Raw genomic sequence first — 22,808 nt, 5'->3', positions numbered from 1 at the left:
GCGATGTGCTGACTCTCGACGAGGCCGTGAAGGTGACCCGCACCGGCGATCTGTGGATCTTCCGCGGCCGGTCCGTGCCCGACCGGGCCATCCAGACGATGACCAACAGCCCGGTCAACCACGTGGGCATGGCGATCGTGATCGAGGACCTGCCGCCCATGATGTGGCACGCCGAGCTGGGCAAGTCGCTGCTCGACCTGTGGGCGGGCGCCCATCATCGCGGGGTCCAGCTCCACGACCTGCGCGACGCGGTCACCGTCTGGGCCGACCGCTACGGCCAGCGTCCCTGGCTGCGTCAGCTCGAACCCCAGGCCACGCCCGAGATGGAGGACGCCGCGCTGCGCACGGTCGCCCGCCTCGACGGCACCCCGTTCCCGTCCACGGCCCGGCTGGCCGCCCGCTGGGCCAGGGGCCGCATCCCGCGGCGGGCCAGGGACGACCGCACGCTGGAGAGCGCGTACTGCGCGGAGGTCGTGGCCGTCACCTACGAGGAGATGGGCCTGCTGCCCGGCGGGCGCCGTCCCAACTGGTACGACCCGGGCAGGTTCTGGAGCGGCGACGACCTGGAGCTGCTGACCGGCCACCGGCTCGGCCGGGAGATCACCGTGGGAGTGGCGCGTACGCGGGCCTGACCCTAGCCAGCGGGATCGTCACCGCGACGAGCCCGGCCACCAGCGCGAACCCCAGCCGGTAGCCGGTGTGCCCGAGCACCAGCCCCAAACCCGTCGCGCCCACGCCCATGCCCGCGTCGTAGGCCAGGTTCCACAGGGCGCTGACCCGGGCCGCGCCGCCGCGCTCCAGCATCAGGGCCAGCGTCGCGTTCTGCAGCACGCCGAACCCCGCCCCGAACAGCGCCATCCCGGCCACGACCGGCACGGGCGCGTCCGTCCACGCCTGAAGCGCGGTGCCGGCGGCGGTGGCGAGCAGCCCCGGCATGAGCAGCCTGGCCGAGCCGTGGCGGTCGCCGAACCGGCCCGCCCACCAGCGGGCCACGGGCGTGGCCAGCGACTGGGCGAGCAGGGCCGCCGAGGCCAGGCCGGGCGAGCCCGCCAGCGGCAGGAACGTCACCAGGACGCCGAAGGAGACCGTGACCGAGCCGAAGATCAGCATCGGCGCGGCCGGCACGCGCTCCCGCCCTCCCGCGGCGGTGGCGCCGGGCCGGGCGGCGGGCAGGCCGGTCACGGCCACGAGCCCGGCCAGGGGCAGCAGCCCGGCGACCACGAAGACGGGCGCGAACCCCAGCACGTCGGCCGCCCACAACCCCAGCGGCAACCCGAGGACCGAGGGCACGCCGACGGCCAGGCCGTACAGGCCCAGCCCTTCGCCGCGGCGCTCGGCGGGCACCAGCTCGGCGGTCAGCGCGGTGCCGGTCACCACGAGCACGCCGAGACCGGTCCCGCGCAGCAGGGACACGGCCAGCACCACGGGCAGTTCCGCCGACAGCGGCAGCAGCAGGGCGGGCAGGCCGAGCAGGACCAGGCCGAGCACCATCGCGGCGCGGTAGCCGTGCCTCGACAACAACCAGGGGACGGCCAGTTCGGCGAGGACCGTGGACGACATCATCGCGCCGGTGGCCAGGCCCGCGCCGGACGCGCCGGCGCCGCCCGTGGCCGCGTACAGGGGGACTGCGGAGAACAGCAGGAAGAAGCCCAGCATCCCGGTCACCGAGGCGGCCATCATCAGGGCCAGCGATCGCGTCATCATGCCCTTGACGGTGACAAATCCTGCCTTGGGTGGGATCGGGCATGATGCGTAGCCGCCTCTTCATAATGTGAGGTGTGTTCGTCGGACGTGAGGCCGAGCTGGGCCGGCTGGCCGCGGTGCGGGACCGTGCCCCGGGCGCGGCGCTGGTCGTGGGGGAGGCGGGGATCGGAAAGTCCGCGCTGGTCGCGGAGTTCGTCCGCGGGCTGGACGCGCTGGTCGCCGAGGGCGGGGCCGATCCCGGCGGGCCGGCGTACGCGCCGTTCGTGCCCGTGCTGCGCCGCCTGGTCAGGGAGTACGGCGCGGGGCTCGTACCGGGCGGCGGGCGCAGGGGGCTGGCGTGCCTGCTGCCCGAGCTGGGGGAGCTGGACGACACGCCCGACCTGGGCCGGGCCCGGCTGTTCGAGGAGGTGTTGCTGCTGGTCGAGCGGGCCGCTGAGCGCCGTCCCCTGGTGCTCGTGCTCGAGGACCTGCACTGGGCCGACCAGGCCGGCCGTGACCTGCTGGTGTTCCTGCTGCGCAACCTCATGCGTCCCGGCGTGACGGTGGTCGCGACCTCGCGCGAGCCGCTGCGGCTGCCCGGCGCGGAGGTGATCAGGGTGCCGCCGCTCGGCCGCGACGAGGTGGCCCGCCTGCTCGGCCGCGACGACGTGGACGCGATCATGGCGCGCAGCGAGGGCAACCCGCTGTTCGCCGAGGCGCTGGCCGACGCGGGCGCCACGACCCCCGCCTCGCTGCGCGAACTGCTGCTCGCCGGCGCCGAGAAACTGCCGGGAGCCGGGCTCGACGTGTTGCGGATCGCCGCCGTCGCCGGGCGCAGGACGCCCCACGAGGTGCTGCGCCAGGTCGCCGGGCTCGACGACCTGGCGCTCGACGAGGCGCTGCGGCCGGTCGTACGGGCCCGGCTGCTGCTCGTGGACGGCGACGCCTACGTCTTCCGGCACGCGCTCATCCGCGAGGCGGTCTACGACGACCTGCTCCCCGGCGAACGCCGCCGCCTGCACGCCCGCTGCGCCCCCGCCCAGCCCGACCTGGCCGCCGACCACTGGCACGCCGCCGGGGACGGGCCGCGCGCCTTCGAGGCCGCCTGGCGGGCCCGCAGATGGGATCTCGTACTGGAGCTGTGGGCGTACGCGGACGGCCAGGACCACGCCGAGGTGCTCGAACACGCCGCCAGGGACGCCCTGTGCGAAGGCGCCGCCCACCGCGCCGAGGACCTGGCCACCAGGGCCCTGGCCGAGGTCTCCGACCCGCTGCGCGCGGCCCACCTGCTGGAACTGCGCGTCGCGATCCGCGACCTGCTCGGCGAGGAGGGCCTGGACGACCTGCGCGAGGCCGTCCGCCTGGTCCCGCGCGAGTCCAGGCTGCTCGGCGCCCTGGCCCGCACACTGGCCTGGAACGGCCAGGACGACGAGGCCCGCGCTCTGGCCGAGGAGGCGTACGGGCTGGGCGACGCCAGGTCCCTGGCCACCCTGGCCGAGCTCACCGCGCTCGACGGCGACCTCGCCACCGCCTCGGCGCTGTACGCCCGCGCCAGGACCGCCGCGCCCGACGACGACGCCCTGCTCGTGTCGTACGCCAGCGAGGCCGACGTGCTGCAGGCCGCCGGCGAGCACGTCAAGGCCGAGGCCGTCGCCCGCCGCGGCATCGCCGAGGCCGCCCGCCTGGGCCTGGCCCGCGCGCGCGGCGCCCACCTGGCGGCGAACCTGGCCGAGCCGCTGGCCTCGCTGGGCCGCTGGCGGGAGGCGCGCGAGGCCGGCGCGTCCGCGCTGGAGCTCGACCCGCCGCCGATCTACCGCGCCTGGATCCTGCTCGTGCTCGGCTGGGTCGCCGTGCAGGAGGGCTCGCTCGCCGAGGCCGCCGGCCTGCTGGCGCAGGCCCGGCCGTTGATGCGCGGCCGGTCGCGCGGCTACGACTCCTGCCTGGAGCCCGACCTGCTGGAATGCCGCCTGGCCGAGGCCGGGGGAGACCTGGGACGGGCCGGCCGGCTGATCGACCACGTGTTGTCGGAGCACGATCTCACGCGCAGCCGCCGCTACGCCTGGCCGCTGCTGGCCCTTGCCGCCCGCATCGGACGCGTACGCGCCGCGCCCGCCGGTCTGGCCACCGTCGGGCGGGTGCAGGAGGCGTACCGGGCCACGTTCGAGGCCGAGTGCGGCGGCTCGTGGGCGGAGGCGGTGACGGCCTGGCGGGCGGTGGGGCAGCCGTACGAGCTGGGGCAGGCGCTGGTCAGGACGGCCGAGCAGGACCCCGCGCGGGCCCGCGAGCCGCTGCGCGAGGCACTGGCCGTCGCCGCCGCGCTCGGCGCGGAGCCCCTGCGGCGGCGGGCCGAGGCGGCGGCCGCCACCGCGCGGGTCGCCCTGTCCGCGGCGCCCGGGTTGTCGGTCCGCGAGCTGGAGGTGCTCGGCCTGGTCGCCGAGGGGCTGAGCAACAGGCAGATCGCCGAACGGCTGTTCATCTCGGCCAGGACCTCCGGCGTGCACGTGTCGAACATCATGGCCAAGCTCGGCGCCGCCTCCCGCGTCGAGGCCGCCGCCGTGGCCCGCAGAACCGGGCTGATATGAACGTCCGCATGACAACCGTGAACGTCGCCCTGATCGGTGTTGGAAACTGCGCGTCGTCCCTCGTACAAGGGGTCGAGCACTACCGGGACGGCGACGCGCCCGGCCTGCTCAACCCCGTGTGCGCCGGCTACGCCGTCTCCGACGTGCGCTTCACCGCGGCCTTCGACGTCGGCCGCGCCAAGCTCGGCCTGGACCTGTCACAGGCGATCTGGGCCGAGCCGAACAACGCGCGCCGCTTCGCCGACGTGCCCCACCTGGGCGTGCCGGTGCGCGAGGGCGTCCTGGCCGACGGCGTGGGCGCGGGCTCGGCCGAGCTGGTCGACCCAAGCGGCGGCACCACCGTCGCCGACGTGGCCGCCCACCTGCGTGAGACCGGCTCGCACGTCGTGGTGAACTTCCTGCCCACCGGCGCCCAGCGCGCCACCGAGTTGTACGCCGAGGCCGCGGTCGAGGCCGGCTGCGCGTTCGTCAACTGCATGCCGGCCGTGCTCGCCCGTTCCGAACAGTGGCGCGACCGCTTCGCCGCGGCCGGGCTGCCGCTGCTCGGCGACGACCTGAAGAGCTCCTTCGGCGCCACCCTCGTGCACCGCGCCCTGGTCGACGCCCTGACCGCGAACGGTGTGCGCCTGACCGCCGGCCACCAGCTCCTCGCCGGGGGCAACATGGACTTCGCCAACCTCCAGGACCCGGCCAGGATGGCGGACAAGCGGGCCACCAAGACGACCGGCGCCGGCACCTCCATCCACGTCGGCGCCCAGTACCTGCCCTTCCTGGACGACCGCAAGATCGCGTTCATCCGGCTGGAGGGCGAGGGGTTCGGCGGCTCGCCGCTGGAGGTGGAGCTGCGCATGGTCGTGGAGGACTCGCCGAGCGCGGCGGGCAACGTCCTCGACGCCGTACGGCACGCCAGGGCCGCCCTCGACGCGGGCGGCGGCGGCTTCCTGCGGGAGATCTCGGCCTCTCTCATGAAGGCGGTCTGAACCGCCGGTCCGTGCCGCTCCCGGGCACGGACCGCCTGTCGGTGGCAGGCTGGGAGGATGCGTCTGGCGACCTGGAACGTGAACTCGGTCAAGGCACGGCTGCCGCGCCTGCTCGACTGGCTGGCCGGGACCGAGCCCGACATCCTCTGCCTTCAGGAGACCAAGTGTCCCGCGGAGTCGTTCCCCGTGGCGGAGGTGGGCGAGCTCGGCTACGCCGCCGCCGCCCACGGCGACGGCCGGTGGAACGGCGTCGCGGTGTTGTCGAGGGTGGGGCTGGAGGAGGTCACGCTGAGCTTCCCCGGCGAACCCGGCTTCGCCGAGCTCGACGGCGTGGGCGCCGCCCGTCCCGAGGCCCGCGCGCTCGGCGCGACCTGCGGCGGCCTGCGGGTCTGGTCCCTGTACGCGCCCAACGGCCGTGCGCTCGACTCCCCTCACTACGCGTACAAGCTGGCCTGGTTCGCCGCGTTGCGGGACGCGCTGGCCGAGGAGATGGGCACGCCGCTGGTGGCCTGCGGCGACTACAACGTGGCGCCGACCGACGCCGACGTCTGGGATCCCGCGCTGTTCGTCGGCGCCACGCACGTCACCCCAGCCGAACGCCGGGCGCTCGCCGAACTGCTGGATCTCGGGCTGCACGACGTGGTCCCGACGCCGATGAAAGGGCCGCACCCGTACACGTACTGGGATTATCGGGCCGGGATGTTCCACCAGAACAAGGGCATGCGAATCGACCTGGTGTACGCCTCCACCGACGTCGCGGAACGGGTCAGGAAGGCGTACGTCGACCGCGAGGCGCGCAAAGGGAAAGGGCCGTCCGATCACGCGCCCATCGTGGTGGATCTCGACCCGATTAATTAATCCCAAACAGCTGTGATGCGAGTATCGTAAGTGTCCACTGTGCGGGGGCATAGCTTCTTCAAGACCGACAAAGGGGGCCGTGTCGTGGAACCTGCCGATGGTCGTGTCATCCTCTTCGTCCTCATCGGGCTGGCATTGTTCGCACTCGGACGCCGCTTCCAGAACATGATCATGCTCAGGCAGGTCTGGAAGCAAACGCAAAGGCAGGTGACGGTCCGGCGGGAGACCGCGCACCACGCGCTGAAGGGTTTGGTCGGCGTCACCGCGGTCGCGGCATTCGTCATCTGGCTTGCGATCAATCTCAATCGGATAATGAGCTGACCGCCATTAGCTGATTACCGCAGTCCTCCGGAACGGCGGCGAAGGTTCCATGTGGTGAGCGCCGCTATCCGGGACGGCGGCGAAGGCTCCATGCGGTGAGTACGGCTATCCGGAACGGCGGCGAAGGCTCCATGCGGTGAGCACCGCTATCCGGAACGGCGGCGAAGGCTCCATGCGGTGAGCACGGCGAGCCCTGCCGCGGCCAATCCGACCGCGTGGGTGAGGCGGGCGGCGCGCCGGATGTCCTTGACGTCCGGCTTGGGGCCGTCGCCCATCGTGGGACGGTGCTCGACCCTGCCGCCGTACACGTTCGTGCCGCCGAGGGTGACGCCGAGCGCGCCGGCGAAGGCTGCCTCGCACCTGCCCGCGTTCGGGCTGGGGTGGCGGTGGCCGTCCCGCCGCAGCACCCGCAGCGCCTTCGCGGGCGCGGGCGCCAGCGCCGCCGTCAGCAGCCCGGTCACCCGTGCCGGTACGTAGTTCGCCACGTCGTCCAGCCTGGCCGCCGCCCAGCCGAACCGTTCGTAGCGGGGGGAGTGGTGGCCGATCATGGCGTCCAGCGTGTTGACCGCCCGGTAGGCCAGCAATCCGGGAACGCCCGCCACCGCGCCCCAGAACAGCGGGGCCACCACGGCGTCGGAGGTGTTCTCCGCGAGTGACTCCACCGTCGCCCTGGCCAGCTCCGGCGCCTCCAACTGGGAGGGGTCGCGGCCGCACAGGTGGGGGAGCCGGGCCCTGGCCCGCCGGAGATCGCCCTGCTCCAGGGCCTCGGCCATGTGCGTGCCCTCGCGGGCGAGGGTGGTGCCGCCGAGCACCGCCCAGGTGGCGAGCGCCGTCACCGCCGTACGGACGGTCCGGTCGCCGCTGTTCTGAGCCAGTACGCCGAGTGCGGTCGCGCCGCCGACGCAGATCCCGACGTGCGCGACGCCGCGCCACCTCGTGTCGCCGTACGACGACTTCTCCAGCTTCGCCGCCGCCCGTCCGAAGAGGGCGACGGGATGGGCGGAGCTACGCGGGTCGCCGAGAACCTGGTCAAGCGCGACACCGAGGGCGAGACCTAGCGGGTCATACCAAATGCGCATGAAGCTCATCTTCGTGCACATCCAGCCAGGCCGCAGCCCGCCGGATACGCTGGCCCGCGCCGCCCGTCCACATCTTGGCCCAGTTGCCGCCCGCGGCCGCGCGGGTGCGCATGACGTCGTAGGAGCGGTGGAAGCGCAGCCTGGACAGTTCGAGCAGGCGCCGCCGCTCGCGGGGCGGCAGGCCGTACGCGTCGCAGAACAGGCGGATCCGGGCACCGACGTCGACGTTGCGCTGGAGCGGATGACGGTCGACGGGGTCGGCGATCGGGGCCCAATGGCGCAGGGTGGTGACGATGTCGAACAGGCGGGTGGTCGGACGGGCCAGATCGAAGTCGATCAGCGCGCAGGGCGTGGCGGCGGGTGTGGCGGTGGGTTTGGCAGTGGGTTTGGCAGCGGGCGGAGGGATGAGCGTGGGCGGCGGGATGAGCGGGGGTGTGGTGGTGGGCTGGAGATAGGTCGTCGTGGTGGCGTCCTGGCGGAAGACCACGTTGTCCGGCGTTAAATCGCAATGTCCGATGATCTCCGGCGCGCGGTCGTCGTTCGACCCGCCTTCCCACCCGCCTGCGGACAACGAGAACCCCGCCGTCGCGTCGTGGAACTCCCGTACCAGCACGGCCAGATCGGCCAGGAACGCATCGGTCGAACTCGCCGGCACCAACCCGCTCCGCCCCGGGACGTACGTGAGGATCTCGCGTCCTGACCCGTCCGTCCCCACGACCCGCGGCGCACCCCCGAACCCGGCTGACTCAAGGTGTCTGAGCAGGGCGTGCACGGCGGGCGTGGCCGGACCGACCGGCCTGCGCACCGTGTCACCGACGCGCACCACCCCGTCTGTCACGTCCCCGCCCTGCAGCGGAATCTCATGCAGGAGCGTCGCGACCATGCCACAACAGCTTAGCCCCATTTGCCCCACGCCCGCCTGCACTTTTCCCCTCCCTCACCCGACCTCCCCGCCCCACCCGAACCCCCGCTATGCGGCCCTTGGGCATGTGCGGCCCTTCGGCGTGTGGGCCCTTCGGTTGTGCGGCCGTTCGGCGTGTGGGCGCTTCGGTTGTGTGGTCCTTCGGTCTGTAGGCCCCGCCTCTACCTCGCTCCCTTGCGCGACCTTCGCTGAACCAGCCCCACCTTTTGCGACGGGAAGCGGCGACGGGAAGCGGCGATGCGCGGCGGCGATGGGAAGCAGCGGCGATGAGCAGCGGTGACGCGGACACAGACGGGCCGGACCCTCAAAACGCCAGGCCGAGTGTCGTACCACCCGCCCACCCCTCACCACCCCTAGCCTGAGGAACCGTGCCCATCCTGCTCTCCTTGGCGGCCTTCCTCATGACGCTGCTGGGCGGGCTGGTGGCCGACCGCGTCAAGAACAACCGCCACCTCGTCCTCGGCGCCGCCGCAGGCGTGATGCTCGGCGTGGTGGCCTTCGACCTCCTGCCGGAAGCCCTCACCCGGGACGCCGTCGAAGTCCTCGGCGTGCCCCTCCCGATGCTCATGTTCGCCCTGGCGTTCCTGGGTATCCACATCGTCGAACGCGCCATGGGCATGCACATCGCCCACGAGAGCGACTATGCCGTCCACCGCCACGCCCGCGCCGGCGTAGGCATCACAGCGGGATCCGCCCTGGTCATCCACAGCTTCCTGGACGGCGCCGCCATCGGCGCCTCCTACCAGGCGGACGCCTCCCTCGCCGTGGCCGTGGCGATAGGAGTCATCGCGCACGACTTCACCGACGGCTTCAACACGTACACGATCACGTCTCTGTACGGAAACGCCCGCCGCCGCGCCCTCACCCTCCTGACCCTCGACGCCCTGGCCCCCGTACTGGGCGCCACCCTGACCTTCCTCATCGCCATCCCGTACCCCATCCTGACCGCCTACCTGGGGCTTTTCTCCGGTTTCCTCCTCTACCTGGCGACCTCCGACATCCTCCCGGAGGCCCACACGACCAGGCGCTCGACCGGCTGGACCCTCGCCGCAACGGTCTCAGGAACGCTGTTCATGTGGGTGGTGATCGGTTTGTCGACCTGACACGACCAAAACGTGTGCGTGACAAGTCGCCGGATCATGCACAATAAGGCAGGAGCGCCCTTAGCTCAGCTGGATAGAGCACCGGACTTCTAATCCGACGGTCGCAGGTTCGAATCCTGCAGGGCGCGCTTTGATCATGGCCTGACCTGCGCAAATGCAGCGTCGGACTCGTTCTAGAATTTTCGTCTAGCGCTTGCGTGCTCCATACGTGCTCGGTTGCACCAACCCTGCACGCACCATGATCATTCGACATTCCCGCTCCTGTGCGGCAAGCGCAAGGGCCCCGCGTCGCCGCGAGCAGGCGGCGAACGCGGGGCCGGATGCTTAATCCGACTGTCAGCTCCTCAACGAGACGACTCTCGCGCCCTCGGCCTGGTCTTCCTTGCCGAACAGCAGGGCGGCGGTCTTCTCGGCGGCGGCGGTGGCCACCTGGGGGTAGACGGAGGTGTAGGTGTCGGCGGTGAAGGCGCTGGAGGTGTGGCCCAGCGTTTCCTGCACCACTTTCATCTCCACCCCGGCGGCCAGCATCAGCGAGGCCGCCCCATGCCGAAGGTCATGAAGCCTGATGGGCGGTAGGCCGGCCAGGTAGGCCAGCCACAGGAACTGGTCGGAGACGTGCTGGGGGTGCAGGCGGTTGCCGTCGGGCTGGGTGAACACGAACCCGGTGTCGACCCATGCTTCGCCCATGGCCAGGCGTTCCTGCCGTTGCTGCTGGCGGTGGGCGCGCAGGACTTGGGCGGTGTCGCTGTCCAGGGCGATGGTGCGGACCGAGGCGTCGGTCTTCGGGGTGCCTTCGTGGACCTGCCAGGCCAGCTGCACAAGCTGCCAGTTCACCGTCAGACTGTGGCCGTTGAGGTCGACCTCTTTCCACCGCAGCCCGCATGCCTCGCCTCGGCGTAGCCCGCGCAGCGCGATCAGCTGATACAGGGCGAACAGGCGGTGGCGGCGGGCATGGTCGAGGAACAGGCGGGTCTGAGCGGGCGTCCACACCATGACAGGGGAGGGGCGGGGAGCGCTGGTGTAGGCGTCGATCGGGTTGACTCGCTGCCCGCTCCGGCGCTGCTTTTCCGCCTCCCGGTGCTGGGCGAAGTCGGCTTGCCAGGCGCGCACGCGGTCCTCGGTCCACACCAGTGGCTTGGGCCGGACGTGGGCGGGCATCTCCAGCACGGCGGCGGGGTTGAAGTCGATCAGCCGGTCCTGGCGCATGGCCATGTTGAGCGCGTGGCGGAGGGTGGCGCGGATGCGGTGCATGGTGGCGATGCTGATCGGCCGCCGGAACTTGACGCTCTCACGTATCTGCAGGTCAGCATTGGTACGGCGTTCGGCGATGGTGTCGTTGAACTCCTCGATCTGCTCGAACATCAACGCGATGTCGCTGACCTTGAGCTGATCCAGCCGCAGCCGCCCCAGATACGGGGTGAGGTAGAGGCGGATGTGGCTTTCGTAGGAGCGGCGGGTGGTCTCCTCGATTCTGCGCTTGCGGTGGAGGAACTCGGTCAGCCACTGCTCGACGGTGATCTCCTGGGTCAGGTGCTGCCCGGTCTTGATCTTGCGGCGGACTGTCTCCAGCGTCGGGAGGGTGTCGGTCTCGGTCAGCGTCCGCTTGATCAGGTCGGCGATCTGGATGCGGGTGGCGGGCTCGCGCGGATCGGCCAGCGCCAGCAGGTCACGCACCTGACCGAGCTCGGCTTCTGCGGCGTCTTGGGAGGCGAAGCCGCCGCGGCGCAGCGGCCCGCGCCGCTTACCGTCCGCGGTCGGCGGGAGTTCGATCTGGTAGTTCCAGATGCCGTGCCGGTAGCTCCACCCACCACCGGGGCGGCGCAGTTTGGGGCATTTTTGCCCGAGCGCCTTGCCGTCATCGTTGCGGCAGGAGCAGCGTTTGAACGTACGTCCCTCAGCCATCGTGTGTCTGGTCTCCTTCTCTTCGGGTGCTGTTCGATCGAGCCGACGCTGTCGCGAGCTGGGCGCGGTCGGGCGGCGTTCGGCACGGTGCCGCTACCTGACCGCACTGATCGCAGACGGATCCAGGTAGGTGTCTGTATCGAGCGCTGACCCCGGAGCGGCCCTGGTGGTCACCGTCGGCGCTAGCTGGATGGGGTAGCGGCACACCCTCGGTCGCGGCCGTGTGGCGTAGCACGGGGCGTATCGGGGCCATCCGGTCCGGCACGATGCGGTGGGCCTGATCACGCGAGCACGCCCGTGGTGATCGCCCCACCGCGTTCAGGACCGTGTCGGACAGGGCGTATCGACGCCCACCTGGATGGCAATGGTCAAGCCGAATCCGACGGTCACCGCCGGCCCCGGGACCTGCCGGTCTCCGCCTTGCCGCGCGGCCATCCGGCCGCATATCGCCTCTGGCGGTCGTCTCAGAGCAGACTGCTCTGATGTGCAGGCACGCCGTCATCCGCACGGGGAGAAGGGCAGCCGTCTACCCGGAACCAGCTTCGAAAGACCGTGCGGCCGATGATGAGCAGTCTTATCGGGCAGCGGTCGGGCGCCGCCCATGTGCTGAACGATGCGGGCGAGGGCGGCTGAGTTGCCTGCCGGGATGACGCGGTTCGGTTGTGTGGCGCTGTGGCGAGGTGGTGGTGTCATGTGAGTGCGGCCCAATCAGCCGGGCCACCTGCTCCCTGTCACCTCTCCAAATACCTGTTATCGGCCCCGAGTTCGGACATCACACGAAGCAAAGGTCCGGCCATGATTACCGGACAAAGCGCGCGCATCAGGGCGCTCATGTGCCTTGAGCAGCGGCAAAGCGACAGCCGCATGGGTAACGGTGCTGAGGTGTGCGGGGATGCCTACAGCAATACGAGGGCCACCTGACACCTGCGGACTAAAAGGTAGTTACGGGTTCGTCAACTGCCTCATCGAGGAGAAGGGCGCGGGCCGCTACGGCTTAGGTGTGTTTTGGGAGAGGCGGACGCGGTGGCCTTCTGCGGTGTCGCCGAAGTCGCGTTCATCGTCGTCTCGGAAGCGTTTGTAGAACCACTCGGGTACTCGGGTGGTGTCCAGGCGGGTGCGGAGTATGCCGTCCTGCACGTCCCGTGCGACGTTCCGTAGGCGGTGCCATTCGTCGTCGGGAATGGGGCCAGGGCGTCCGTGGTGTAGCTCGGTGTTGACGATCTTGGCGAGTCGGTCGCGTTCGTCGGCCACCTTGCGTTGGCCGGACCAGATCTCGTAGGAGATCTGGTAGGCCGCGAGGGAGGGGACGAAGAAGCTGAGGAGAGTGTCGAGCAGCGTGGCGTCCGCGACCGCGAGACCGGCAACGAGGCCGATGGTGGTCCACAGGATCGTGGTGGTGGCGATGAGGTGGCTGTAGCGGCGGCGGAGGCGGGCGTCCCAGGCGAGGTTCTGTTCCTGGGCGATGAACACGTCGTAGGGGTGGTGGACGTCGTTGGTGGGGTCGTACCAGCCGTCGGTGATGCGCTTGTCCTTCGCACCACCTCGGGGGAGCTTGCGTGCGAGCCGGCGGACGTCAGGTTGGGGGATGGGGTCGCCGGCAGTGGTGGCGCGCCACGGTAAGTGGAATAGGGCGGTATCGAACATCTCCTGAAGCAGGGCTCCCTGGCGGGCGGTGTTCCCGGCGATGCCCTTGAGCAGGAACGCTGAGACGACGAACCAGAAGAACCCGACGATCGAGACGGGTGCCCGGCCGTGTCCGATAAGAGTGACCAGGACACCGGCCCCGGCGAGCGCGACGGCGGCGGTGACGCGCACGGCTTCGAGGAGCTGACCGCGCTGGTGACTTGCCGCTGCGGCGCGCTGGAGGAGCAGCATGGCGTCGTCGAGCTGCCGCTCATGGATGGCCCGAGGCGTGATCCCACGGACGCCGCCGGGGTCGGTGGACAGGCTCATGGCTTGGTAATCCGGCTCCCGAACAATTGCTTCCACTTATCGTAGGCCGCGCGTTCCTGGCCCTCGTCCTCCAGGTCGACCGCCCGTTCTGCGATGGCGCGGGCCTGGTTGAGCGCGTTGGCGGCGGTGAGTTTCTGGGTGGCGTTCATGACAGCGTTGACGTCACCGCCCAGGCCGGCGGGGTCGGGCCACTCGTCACTGATGCGTTCGGCGGCGGTGGCCAGGAACAGCACGATCTCGTCCTGGTAGCGCCCGATCGGCGGCTTCACCAGCGACTGGGCCATGACCTCCAGCAGGAAAGAGGGCGACACAGGCTCGCCGAGTTCGCGGTTGATGCCCTTGATCATCTTGACGAAGGGTACGTACTTGCCGTCGCAGTCGGCGTTCTTGGCGATACTCAGCTCGTGGTGGCGCTTGGGGTTGGTCGCGATCCAGTCGCCTGCTGAGGGATTGGGGATGTGGTAGCCGCCGTTGTCGCGCTTGAAGGCGGGGACTACGTCGATTGACATGACGTCGTCGTCGGGGCCGTAGGGGATGACGACGGCCATGCCGTCCCGGGCGGCGGTGCTCCACTTCTGACGGAGCAGGGTCTCCAGGGCGTTGATCACCTCGATGGGGGCCTGATCGCGGAAATCTGCCTGGGAGCCGTTGGCGTCGAGGACCACGAAGATGTCGATGTCCTTGAGTTTCTTCGTCTTGGTGTCGCGCCGGTAGCTGCCAGTCAGGAAGTCGTCGATGAGGTCCCAGTGAGATCGGACGAAGTCGCGGATGGCCTCGTGGCGTGCCTTCGCCAGATTCTGCTCGGTCTGGGTGATTTCCAGGTTGTGCTTGAGGTTGGTGAAGGCGTCGTCGATGTATCCCATGGGGCGTGTTCCTGCTCGTGGTCTCAGGTGTGGAGGTACCGCATGCCGGTCGAGGCGTGCGGGGCGGAGCCGAGGGTGCCGAAGGTGATGCCGCGCAGACCATCGATGCTCGCCCGACGGCCGGGACCCCACCCTGGTTGGGGGGTGCGCGGCCCGTTGAACGTGCAGAACAGCCGGTAGGTGGTGCTTGTGGGCACCCGGTCGAACTTGGCTCGAAACCGGGCGGCTCGGGCACGAGAGGCGGTGAACTCGGTGTTGCCGTTCCCGGAGGTGGTGTAGGAGACCGGGAACTCGATCACCGGTGCTACCGTGCCTGAGGGCTGGTGGCACTCGAGGACGACCGTGTCGAGGGAGCCTTCCTCGATCCACGCCTTGATCGCGTTTTCGTTCTGCACCCAGTCGCGGTGCAGCTGGTCCATGTTGATCCCCAGGTCGGCGAGGATGTCGGTGATGGTGCCGAGGATGACGTCGGTCAGGTGCGTGGCGGTGTGGGTTCGGGTGTAGCTGTAGGTGTGCGTGGAGGTCATCGCTGAGTCACCGCCCGTCGCAGAGCCTCACGGTCGATCAGCGGACCGGCATTGGCAGTCTTCGTCTCCGGAGCGGGCGGGACAGCGTCAGACAATCGGGCGTGACTGTCAGCGGCTGCCTTCACCTGCTCCTGGAGCGGGGTTGGAGAGGACAGGTGGATCATAAAGGTGTCGGTGCCCGCCGCACCGGGGACGGGGTTGAGGTTCTCCTCCAACGTCAGCGCCGCCGTGCCGGAGACCGTCGTGATCTCGCAGTACATTTTGCCGGCCGGTGACCGGGAACGGCAGCGCGAGCTGGACGCCTTGCCGGGCGCGCCTCGCTGATGCGGCAGCCGCATTCGGTGCCAGCGCGGGCGGGGTCGGGGCTGGCAGGTTGAGCGGAAGTTCGAGCTGCTGCCAGGTGGGTGCGCGGTTGGGCATGGCGGCTCCTGGTGATGCGGTGGGCGAGGCCTTCGGCCGGCGACCCTTCGGTCCGTACGGTCCGCCGAGTCGGCCACGAGGCCGTGTTCGGCCGTGCCGGTGCGGGGCCCGAACGTTGCCCTTGCGGGTGGCTGCGCGGCCGGTTGGGCCCAGGGCGCGGGCGGCGCCGAGCGTCTTATAGACGATCAGGGCCTTGAGCAGGCGTTTGAGCATGTGGGGCTGGCCCTGCTGCCAGATCGTGCGGGCCACCCAGCCGGGGATCTTGATCAGGACGAACAGGATGCCGATCACGACGAGCGCGTCCAGGGCCCGGTTCGCGGTGGGCCGGACCAGCGCCTCGATCGCCTCGCCCGTACCGGGGGTTGCGGGTTTGAGCGGGTAGGCGGCGGCGGAATCGGTGAGGAACAGCTTGAACGCCAGAATCAGGCCGAGGGCCTGCAGCACCTGGATGGCCAGCAGGCCGAAAAAGCACCGCCACCACAGCTTGGCAATGCCCTCGCTCTGCGGGAGCGCGTGACACAGCAGCGCCAGCGGTGCGGCGATGATGAGGAACAGCAGCAGCGTGATGCGGATGATGCCGATGAAGGCGAGCACCAGGCCCATCAGCGCCGCCGCGCCGACTAGCAGCACCAGGAACAGCATCGTGCCCTTGGGGTCCTTGATCAGGCCGTCCACCTTGGCGGCGATCAGGTTCCCGGCCCGCTGCCCGTCGACCCCATCGCCGAGCAGCGCCGTGACCATGGCGTTGGTCAGCTCGATCGCCTGCTGGCAGATGGTCAGCGAGGCGTTCAGCGCGATCACCGCAACTACCAGGCGCGGGATGACCTCGCTGGGTGTGGTGGACGTCTGCAGGCTGCCGTGGGCCATCATGATCACGCCTGCGGCCAGCACCATCAACGCCAGCAGCGCGTTGGCGACCAGGCGCACATGGCCGGACAGCTCCTGAACCCGTTCCAGCATCATGGGCGGCGGGGAGGACAGCAGGACGCTGCCGACCAGGACGAAGGCCGGGTTGATCGCGTCGGTCACCAGGCTGGTGAACCAGCCGTTCATCGCCTGGTTGATCTTGCAGCCGATGTCCATCCACCCGCACTCCTGCACACTCCCGGGCGGCGGAGACGGAGTGGCCGGCGAGGGCGGTGACTGCTGTACTGACGGAAGCCAGGTCACCTGCGGCGACGGAGCCAGGCCGACGGAAGGCGATGGCCCTGGTATGGGTGTAGGTGCGGGGGCGGCATGAGCCGGTGTGGTCACGGCGAGCCCGGTCAGGAGAGTGACTAGGGCCAAGGCCAGCGCTGTGCCCAGCCACGGCAGCCTTCTCGATGCCGGGAGCCGTGCGAGGTAGGGCATCCTCAGGCTCCGACGATGCCTTTGAGGATGCTCACCAGCAGGGGTGCCAGGACGGCGATGCCGTAACCGAGAGCGGCATAGCGCAGAGTTTTCTTGGCGGCTTCCACCTCACCGGGATCGCCGCCGGCCAGGATGTAGCGCACTCCACCGACGGTGAGGAAGAGAGTGGCCAGAGCCACTAGCAGGCCGACGATGACGTTCCGCAGGTTGTCGATCACCGCGATCAGCGAGGACGGGGCCGCTGCTGCGTTGGTCGGGATCAGGGGTGTGGAGTCGGAGTAGGCAGCGGCGAAGGCGGCGGCATGGACGATGACGTAGTCGACCAGGGTGCCCACGACGAGACCGCCGAGCACGACCAGGACGATGAGGCAGATCTTGAGGTTAAGGGGCTGTGGTGAGGTGGTGGTGCGGCGCGGTCGGGTCATGAGCTGCCTCCCAGGGTGTGAAGCGGAGCCAACGGCGACCAGCAGGGGTCGCGGGCGGGGTGATGGTGTGGTTGGTGGTGTGGGGAGAGGGCGGCGCGGAGGTGCCGGGCCCGGCTGCGGGGCCGGGTGGGCGTCCTCCTTCGCAAGGGCGGAAGTGGTGGGCTGGGCCGGGTGACAGGGACCGGTGACCAGGGGCCCCGGCTGCCAGGGCTCGGCGCCCTCCGCGCTGCCTTCTCACCTGGCTAAAGACCAGGTCGAAGAGTCGAGTTAGGACATCGGCGCCAGCGGATTTTGTGCAGGCTTTGCTGCTCGGCTCACCGCTGGCGCCGATGGCGGTCGCTACCGGATGTGCTCGAGAAGGGCTCGGGAGAGGGCGTTCTCGGCGCGCTGCCGGCGCTTGAGCGCGGTGCAGTAGAGCAGGCCGCGGCGTCGGCAGTAGGAGCTGAGCGAGACGCCCTCCAGTCGGGTCAAGCCGATGAGTTCCGCCTCCGCCTCGGTGATGACCCCTTCGGCCACTGCCTGGGCCAGTAGCAGGTCGGGGTGGCCGGCCGGGTAGGTGAGCGGCTGCTGCCCGGGCTCGGCGCGGTCGATGAGGTCGGGGTCGGCCAGCAGAACGGGTCGCTGCGGCGCGTAGGCGCGCAGGACGGTGAACTGGGTGAGCCGAGACAGCCGTAGCACCGGGTGCGACCAGGCCACGTTCACCCGGGTCAGGGCTTCCATGTAGGCGGCCAGCACTTCGGCTTCCAGGTCCTCCCGATCGGCACGAATCGGGCGGTCGGCCTGCTCGGGGTGGATCTTGGTGGTGAGTGTGGTGACGAGGCGGCGCAGCATCGGGAGGGCGAGCGCGACGGCGGCGACCATCCACGCTCCCCGGTGGGTGCGGGCCTGCTCGATGAGATGCCGCCAGACGTGGTCGCGGGTCATGCGCGTGCAGGATGGGTGCAGCAGCATCATCCGCAGTTCGTCCATTGGGATCGGCCTGGCAGGGAGTCCTTGCCCGAGGGCCACGCCGTCGACCGACAGTGGGTCCGGGCCGCGCATGAGCAGGTCGAAGGCGTGCTCGGCCACGTCCAGCGCCAGCGAACTGGCCAGCCCGGGCACGGGGGCGAGGTCGCGGCGGGTCTGGTCTGTGGTTTCGAGGGTGAGGGTGGACGACGATTCGGCGGTGGGCCGGTCAGCACCGATGGACGGGGTTTCGGCGTGGGTGGGCGAGGGGTGGGTGGTTGTGCTGGTGGTGGTCGAGCTGGCGATGTCTGCCGACAGACGGGTTGAAGGGTGAGCCATGGCGACGCTCCCGATAGGTGAGTTCGGTTCGGACGTCGCCATCCCGCCAAAGGCTCTGAGCAAGATCCGGACGGGAAATGATCAGACATCGGACAGGGCAAAGATCACGCCAGTCTTGGATCATGTCGCGAAACTAGGGATGACCTGCGGCAACGTCGAGAAATGGCGTCTGAGCCTGGAAGTGGCGCGAGGTCGCATCCCGCGATGCCTGGGGTGGAAATCTGCCTGACCAGCGAGAACAGGATGAGACTGAGAATCTCGCGTCAAGATTGCGTCAACAGGATTGGGCCTGACCTCGAGCCGAAGGCCGTACCTAGGCTCAGGCGTTGGCGTGCAGCGCGGGGGCGAGCTACCGCGCGGGTAGGTCAGGAGTTTTCGTCGAAATTGAGTAGCTGGGTGACGGGTTGGTTGGTGCGGAGCACGAGGGGCTGGGACCAAGCGCGGGAGATGAGGGCCGAGACGGCGTCGGCCGTGCGACGGTCTGGCAGAATCGGCGGATCTGCTGGAGAGGTCTCCGGGCGCGGATGGCCAAGAGGGCTCAGTTGCCGGCGGCGGTGCGAATGCATACATGCCAGCCGAGCCGGGCTCCGGCTGCTCGTTCGCCCCAGCGCATGTCGGCGAGCTCTCTCAGTTCCGTCACGGCGCCGTGGTCGAGAACGAGTTGACCCCAGCTAGAAGCCGCGGCACTCCGGTTTGAGGCTGACGATCGTCGCCTTGAGCTGGTCGACGAGCTTGGCAACGCGGCGTTCGGCCAGTTCGCCTTCTGCAACTGCGCACGCGCACCACCTCCCTCTGACATAGCTGGGCCCGTGCCTTCTGGGCGTAGGCCGAGGCTGCCCCGAAGCGGCGGCGTGCGGGGATGAAGCCGGGACGGGCACTGCACGGAGCATGTACGCGACCTGCACGAGAATGCTGTGACCTGGGAGAACATGCCTTGTGGGAGATGGTCGTCGGTGATGGCAGGGCGCATGTGCTGGCCTGGCGTGAATGACGGCCACGCCAGCACATCCCCGAACGGACTGGGCCCCTCCAATGTCCAGCCCGCCGGGACGGGCCGGACCCCCTCGGTATCCGACCCCGCATGGCACACCAGAATCTGCGTGATCAGTCGAATACAGAAGGTAAGCGACGTGATTGAGATGCGGAAGTGCGCTCTTCCAGATGAGGCAGGGCCTCGAAACCCCGGCAGGTGCCTCGCCGGGGGCTGAACCTGCCCCGGCCCGATGACGGGCTCGTAGAGAAGAGCGAGCCGAGGACACCCACACGCACATCGCGGAGCCGGATGGTAGCGGCAGGCATTGCGCAACGTTTGCTTGACGGCCTGTCCCATCTCAGGCTCTGGCGTCGGTATTTGGATCAGTGACAGGGATCGCTGACCCGGTTTCGGGCCACACCCACATGAACGAACCCGCCGCCACCTCCTCATCCAGCATCTCCGCCACCTCCACACCGGCCATCGACCTCTTCCGCGAACTGTGCACGAGCCGCCAGCCGCAGGACCCTTCGTCGGGACATCTACCGCTGACCGTTTGGCTGGCGGCAGCCGGCACCGAATCCATCCCCACCTGCACGCAAGGCTGCTGCCACCCCGTCAGCGGACCGCTGGCCCGTCATCTCATCGCGGCGTGCGCTCGCCTGGGCAACACGGTGGTCCATCTCGGCGCCAGCGATCACCAGCTGGTCTCGGCCGCGTTGACGGCGGGCTGCCTGCCGGTGGCCGTCTTCACCGACGCCGCCCGTGCAGGCGTGATCTGGACCCGGCTCGCGCGCACCCATCCCGGCCACGACCTGGAGGTCACCGATCTGCGTATCACCGACCTCGATGACGATGAAGTCCCGCTGGCCGACGTCGCAGGCAGCGCGGGACTGGTGGTGACAGAGCAGACCTGCGAACGGCCGGGCCGCCACCCCGCCCATCAGGACGTGCACCCGGCGGCCAAGGCGTTTGGCATCATGTCGGCGGCGGGGCTGGTGAAGCCGGGCGGGCATCTGGCGGTGGTGACCGGCCTGCGCCGCCAGGGCGCAGTGGTCGACCCCCTCCCGGAGATCATCGGCCAGGCGCGGAGCGCAGGGCTGGTGTATCTGCAGCACATCATCGCGTTGCGTCACCCCGCCCGTGGTGATCACATCGAACCGGACCTCTCACGTCGCGGTATGGATACGCTGCGGGAACTGCCGCAGTGTGACGGATTGTCGACAAGCGCGCGCGTGCACTCGGACGTCTTGCTGTTCACCCGCCCGAGAGGGCTTCCCCTGTCCGACGAACCTGAAGCCCCGCCAGCTGGCGATGACGGCCCGCCGGCCGCTTCCAGGGCCGCCACCCCGGTGGGAGGTGGGCGTTGATGGCCGAGGTGACGACGTCGGTGTGGGCGACCGGGCAGCAGCCCTCGCGCGTGCAGCGGCAAGGCCGGTACGTGCCGGAGTCGATGCGGCATCCGGGGAAGATGCTTCCCGCCATCGCGGCGCGGGTGATCGCCTCCTACACCCGGCCAGGGGAGCTGGTGGTCGATCCGATGTGCGGGATCGGCACCACTCTGGTCGAAGCCGTCCATCTCGACAGGCACGCCGCGGGCGTGGAGTACGAGGAACAATGGGCGCGCCTGGCCGTCGCGAACCTCGGCTTCGCCAAGAAGCACGGGGCGTCCGGCTTCGGGCGAGTGGTGGTCGGGGACTCTCGCAACATCGCCCGGCTGCTACCGGATCTGGCCGGGCAGGCGGCGCTGGTGCTGACCTCCCCGCCGTACGGAGCGGTGACGCACGGGCACATCCGCTCCACCCGCGACACCGGGGAGCCAGGCGTGCGCAAGTGGAACCACCACTACTCGACCGACCGCGGCAATCTCGCCCACCAGCAGCTCCCGGCATTGCTAGACGGGTTCGGCCACATCCTGGCCGGCTGCGTGGAACTACTGCGTCCGGGCGGGATTGCGGCGATTACCGTGCGGCCATACCGGATGCGCGGTGAGCTGGTCGACCTGCCGGGTCACATCCACCAGGTGGCCGAGGACGCCGGTCTGGTGTTCGCCGATCGGATCGTGTGCCTGCTGTGTGGCCTCGGCGATGGCCACCTTCTGAACCGGGCGTCGTTCTTCCAGCTATATGAAGCACGCAAGGCATGGGCGCGCGGCCTGCCCATCCACGCCGTCGCGCACGAGGACCTGCTGGTGTTCCGGAGAGTCACGAAGCCCGTGAGTTCGCAGAAGCTGCATAGTCTTCAGCAGGAACCGACTCCGGCATCAACTCAGTCGGATTCCGGCCTTGGAGACGGCCGCGAGCTGAAGTAGCCCGAATCGTCCCGCGTCCCGCGTCCCGGTCCTGATCCTGGCCATGGGCGTAGACCTGCGGATATCGCTTGGCGCGTGCCATGAAGGTAAGCGTCGACAGCGCCACAGTCAGCCGGTACTGCGCCAGACCCATATGCCTAGGGCTGTGGCCGTCCGTCTATGAACGGCGGTCCCCCCCCAGCAGGGGCCGGTCGGGGCCGGGCCGGTGGCGTAGCGCTCACCGCAGCCCGCCACGGTCACAGCGGCTGCGCATCCCGGGTGGCCCACCACGGCTCCTGTTCATCAACGTCACGGAGGTCATGCATGACTAGCACCATCCCAGCCCAGTCCCAGGCGACTGAGGCCCTTGAACGGCCGGAGGTAGTCAGCCTGCTGACGGCCGGACGGCTACTCGGGATGGGCCGCACCAAGGCATATCGCCTGGCCAAAGCGGGCGAGTTCCCGTGCCGGGTGCTGCGCATCGGCGGCCGGTACGCGGTGCCGGTGCGCGGGCTGCGGGCGCTTCTTGAACCCACTACCCGGAGCGGCAACGACAGCCGCTCGGCAGGCTAGGGCGGATGACCACGATGGTCAAAGATCCGGAACAGACGGTGGCGAAGACACCGAGAGTCGCCAAGGGCACCACATTCAAGAGCCGCACGACTGGCCGGTCTTCACCTTCTCCCTGCTCTTCAACGGAAGGAGGCCTTATTAGAAAGGGATGAGGCGCCTGGCAGGTGTGACCCCGTAACAGGTGCTTTCTGGAGACCCTGGGTCCGGCAGCAGCACACGCTGGGAAGGGAGCGCGCTGCTGCCGGACGTCTACGGAGATGGGCGGCCCCTCAGTCGCAGGGCCCTTGCCTCTGCGACGCCACTTCCTTGCGAGGGGCCGCCCGGCGACGATCAGGCGGACGGGGGCACCGCCGTGATCGTCGCAGGGGCGGCTCACCGGGCTCCGATTATCGGCCAGCCGTCCGGGCGTGACCGCGTCCATGCCTTCACGCGAGGCGCTCGCGGTCACCGCCCTCTCAGAAGCGCTTCGTGTCGAGCTGCGCACGACTCTCGCGCTCCCGAGAGGCAGGGGATTTGCCCTAATCCGGCGCTCTCGGATGTGGCCAGATGAGGGCGCTGCATCCACACAAGTCCGCCTCCGGGGCGGTCGCGGTTATCGAGGTTGAAAGCGTGAAGTCGTCAGGGCGGGTGGGGGACGAGTCCGGTGCCGGCCAGGCAGCCGTCGAGAACGTCGTGGCGGTACTGGAGTCGGCGTAGGCCTTGGCGGACGGCGGTGATCAG

At 69.7% G+C, this 22,808-nt stretch carries 19 protein-coding genes and 1 tRNA gene; 10 read left to right on the top strand and 10 right to left on the bottom strand.

Annotated elements, in window-relative coordinates:
- Positions 1–8: 8 nt before the first annotated feature.
- Positions 9–632, top strand: a complete 624-nt coding sequence (locus tag DMB42_RS22170; RefSeq protein ID WP_221762303.1) for a hypothetical protein — start codon at positions 9–11, stop codon at positions 630–632.
- Here DMB42_RS22170 and DMB42_RS22165 read toward each other — a convergent pair.
- Positions 601–1,704 (bottom strand): MFS transporter, encoded by a 1,104-nt coding sequence (locus DMB42_RS22165; protein WP_221762289.1) that lies wholly within the window; start codon positions 1,702–1,704, stop codon positions 601–603. The two genes, DMB42_RS22170 and DMB42_RS22165, sit on opposite strands and share 32 nt — an antisense overlap.
- A gap of 74 nt (positions 1,705–1,778) precedes the next feature.
- Here DMB42_RS22165 and DMB42_RS22160 point away from each other — a divergent pair, with 74 nt between their 5' ends.
- The 4 genes from DMB42_RS22160 to DMB42_RS22145 all read left to right on the top strand — a co-directional run bounded on the left by DMB42_RS22160 (position 1,779) and on the right by DMB42_RS22145 (position 6,424).
- Positions 1,779–4,265: an AAA family ATPase gene (locus DMB42_RS22160; protein ID WP_125636915.1), complete on the top strand. Its 2,487-nt coding sequence runs from the start codon at positions 1,779–1,781 to the stop codon at positions 4,263–4,265.
- An 8-nt stretch (positions 4,266–4,273) separates the two neighbouring features.
- Entirely contained in the window at positions 4,274–5,245 is a 972-nt protein-coding gene (locus DMB42_RS22155; protein WP_125636914.1) for an inositol-3-phosphate synthase, read from the top strand.
- Positions 5,246–5,302: 57 nt separating this feature from the next.
- The gene (locus DMB42_RS22150) at positions 5,303–6,103 is read left to right on the top strand and encodes an exodeoxyribonuclease III (RefSeq protein WP_125636913.1); all 801 of its coding nucleotides are present in this window, start codon (positions 5,303–5,305) and stop codon (positions 6,101–6,103) included.
- A gap of 84 nt (positions 6,104–6,187) precedes the next feature.
- Entirely contained in the window at positions 6,188–6,424 is a 237-nt protein-coding gene (locus DMB42_RS22145; RefSeq protein WP_125636912.1) for a hypothetical protein, read from the top strand.
- A 146-nt stretch (positions 6,425–6,570) separates the two neighbouring features.
- Here DMB42_RS22145 and DMB42_RS22140 read toward each other — a convergent pair whose 3' ends face one another.
- Both DMB42_RS22140 and DMB42_RS55085 read right to left on the bottom strand, forming a co-directional pair.
- Positions 6,571–7,503 (bottom strand): cobalamin biosynthesis protein, encoded by a 933-nt coding sequence (locus DMB42_RS22140; RefSeq protein WP_125636911.1) that lies wholly within the window; start codon positions 7,501–7,503, stop codon positions 6,571–6,573.
- Positions 7,487–8,386, bottom strand: coding sequence for an aminoglycoside phosphotransferase family protein (locus DMB42_RS55085; RefSeq protein ID WP_260477850.1), 900 nt, complete (start codon positions 8,384–8,386; stop codon positions 7,487–7,489). Before DMB42_RS55085 ends, DMB42_RS22140 begins: the two co-directional genes overlap by 17 nt.
- Positions 8,387–8,793: 407 nt before the next feature.
- On the opposite strand from DMB42_RS55085, the gene DMB42_RS22125 reads away from it, so the two are divergent.
- Together DMB42_RS22125 and DMB42_RS22120 are read left to right on the top strand one after the other, a co-directional pair.
- On the top strand, positions 8,794–9,528 hold the full coding sequence (locus DMB42_RS22125; RefSeq protein ID WP_125636910.1) for a ZIP family metal transporter: 735 nt from the start codon (positions 8,794–8,796) through the stop codon (positions 9,526–9,528).
- A 54-nt stretch (positions 9,529–9,582) separates the two neighbouring features.
- Positions 9,583–9,656, top strand: a tRNA-Arg gene (locus tag DMB42_RS22120).
- A 208-nt stretch (positions 9,657–9,864) separates the two neighbouring features.
- On the opposite strand, the gene DMB42_RS22115 is transcribed toward DMB42_RS22120, so the two are convergent.
- The 7 genes from DMB42_RS22115 to DMB42_RS22085 form a co-directional block, all read right to left on the bottom strand.
- Positions 9,865–11,430 carry a tyrosine-type recombinase/integrase gene (locus tag DMB42_RS22115; RefSeq protein ID WP_125636909.1) on the bottom strand — a complete coding sequence of 522 codons (1,566 nt, stop codon included), beginning with the start codon at positions 11,428–11,430 and terminating at the stop codon, positions 9,865–9,867.
- 987 nt (positions 11,431–12,417) lie between these two features.
- The gene (locus DMB42_RS22110; RefSeq protein ID WP_125636908.1) at positions 12,418–13,383 is read right to left on the bottom strand and encodes an S-4TM family putative pore-forming effector; all 966 of its coding nucleotides are present in this window, start codon (positions 13,381–13,383) and stop codon (positions 12,418–12,420) included.
- Positions 13,380–14,246 carry a CBASS oligonucleotide cyclase gene (locus DMB42_RS22105; protein ID WP_125636907.1) on the bottom strand — a complete coding sequence of 289 codons (867 nt, stop codon included), beginning with the start codon at positions 14,244–14,246 and terminating at the stop codon, positions 13,380–13,382. The genes DMB42_RS22110 and DMB42_RS22105 overlap by 4 nt, the downstream gene beginning before the upstream one ends.
- 23 nt (positions 14,247–14,269) lie before the next feature.
- Positions 14,270–14,773, bottom strand: a complete 504-nt coding sequence (locus DMB42_RS22100; protein ID WP_125636906.1) for a hypothetical protein — start codon at positions 14,771–14,773, stop codon at positions 14,270–14,272.
- 108 nt (positions 14,774–14,881) lie between these two features.
- Positions 14,882–16,276 carry a hypothetical protein gene (locus DMB42_RS53350; protein WP_185844804.1) on the bottom strand — a complete coding sequence of 465 codons (1,395 nt, stop codon included), beginning with the start codon at positions 16,274–16,276 and terminating at the stop codon, positions 14,882–14,884.
- 269 nt (positions 16,277–16,545) lie between these two features.
- Positions 16,546–16,968: a pilin gene (locus DMB42_RS54330; protein WP_221762288.1), complete on the bottom strand. Its 423-nt coding sequence runs from the start codon at positions 16,966–16,968 to the stop codon at positions 16,546–16,548.
- 339 nt (positions 16,969–17,307) lie between these two features.
- Entirely contained in the window at positions 17,308–18,252 is a 945-nt protein-coding gene (locus tag DMB42_RS22085) for a hypothetical protein (protein WP_125636905.1), read from the bottom strand.
- A 1,398-nt stretch (positions 18,253–19,650) separates the two neighbouring features.
- On the opposite strand from DMB42_RS22085, the gene DMB42_RS22080 reads away from it, so the two are divergent.
- The 3 genes from DMB42_RS22080 to DMB42_RS22070 all read left to right on the top strand — a co-directional run bounded on the left by DMB42_RS22080 (position 19,651) and on the right by DMB42_RS22070 (position 22,088).
- A complete protein-coding gene (locus tag DMB42_RS22080; RefSeq protein WP_125636904.1) occupies positions 19,651–20,595 on the top strand; it encodes a hypothetical protein in 945 nt (314 codons plus the stop codon).
- On the top strand, positions 20,595–21,536 hold the full coding sequence (locus DMB42_RS22075; RefSeq protein ID WP_125636903.1) for a TRM11 family methyltransferase: 942 nt from the start codon (positions 20,595–20,597) through the stop codon (positions 21,534–21,536). Before DMB42_RS22080 ends, DMB42_RS22075 begins: the two co-directional genes overlap by 1 nt.
- Before the next feature lie 303 nt (positions 21,537–21,839).
- Positions 21,840–22,088, top strand: a complete 249-nt coding sequence (locus DMB42_RS22070) for an AlpA family transcriptional regulator (RefSeq protein ID WP_125636902.1) — start codon at positions 21,840–21,842, stop codon at positions 22,086–22,088.
- Positions 22,089–22,808 lie beyond the last annotated feature (720 nt).

Origin of the sequence: Nonomuraea sp. WAC 01424 (genome assembly GCF_003947315.1) — a bacterium.
GTDB lineage: Bacteria > Actinomycetota > Actinomycetes > Streptosporangiales > Streptosporangiaceae > Nonomuraea > Nonomuraea spiralis.
The sequence above is the reverse complement of the archived record's forward strand: the minus strand, read 5'-3'. Positions and strand labels throughout refer to the sequence as shown.

Excerpts from the sequence above, each read along its gene's own strand:
- DMB42_RS22165 (WP_221762289.1), bottom strand. The coding sequence starts at position 1,704 with ATGATGACGCGATCGCTGGCCCTGATGATGGCCGCCTCGGTGACCGGG.
- DMB42_RS22155 (WP_125636914.1), top strand. The coding sequence starts at position 4,274 with ATGACAACCGTGAACGTCGCCCTGATCGGTGTTGGAAACTGCGCGTCG.
- DMB42_RS22150 (WP_125636913.1), top strand. The coding sequence starts at position 5,303 with ATGCGTCTGGCGACCTGGAACGTGAACTCGGTCAAGGCACGGCTGCCG.
- DMB42_RS22140 (WP_125636911.1), bottom strand. The coding sequence starts at position 7,503 with ATGCGCATTTGGTATGACCCGCTAGGTCTCGCCCTCGGTGTCGCGCTT.
- DMB42_RS55085 (WP_260477850.1), bottom strand. The coding sequence starts at position 8,386 with ATGGTCGCGACGCTCCTGCATGAGATTCCGCTGCAGGGCGGGGACGTG.
- DMB42_RS22115 (WP_125636909.1), bottom strand. The coding sequence starts at position 11,430 with ATGGCTGAGGGACGTACGTTCAAACGCTGCTCCTGCCGCAACGATGAC.
- DMB42_RS22110 (WP_125636908.1), bottom strand. The coding sequence starts at position 13,383 with ATGAGCCTGTCCACCGACCCCGGCGGCGTCCGTGGGATCACGCCTCGG.
- DMB42_RS22105 (WP_125636907.1), bottom strand. The coding sequence starts at position 14,246 with ATGGGATACATCGACGACGCCTTCACCAACCTCAAGCACAACCTGGAA.
- DMB42_RS22100 (WP_125636906.1), bottom strand. The coding sequence starts at position 14,773 with ATGACCTCCACGCACACCTACAGCTACACCCGAACCCACACCGCCACG.
- DMB42_RS53350 (WP_185844804.1), bottom strand. The coding sequence starts at position 16,276 with ATGGACATCGGCTGCAAGATCAACCAGGCGATGAACGGCTGGTTCACC.
- DMB42_RS54330 (WP_221762288.1), bottom strand. The coding sequence starts at position 16,968 with ATGACCCGACCGCGCCGCACCACCACCTCACCACAGCCCCTTAACCTC.
- DMB42_RS22085 (WP_125636905.1), bottom strand. The coding sequence starts at position 18,252 with ATGGCTCACCCTTCAACCCGTCTGTCGGCAGACATCGCCAGCTCGACC.
- DMB42_RS22080 (WP_125636904.1), top strand. The coding sequence starts at position 19,651 with ATGAACGAACCCGCCGCCACCTCCTCATCCAGCATCTCCGCCACCTCC.
- DMB42_RS22075 (WP_125636903.1), top strand. The coding sequence starts at position 20,595 with ATGGCCGAGGTGACGACGTCGGTGTGGGCGACCGGGCAGCAGCCCTCG.
- DMB42_RS22070 (WP_125636902.1), top strand. The coding sequence starts at position 21,840 with ATGACTAGCACCATCCCAGCCCAGTCCCAGGCGACTGAGGCCCTTGAA.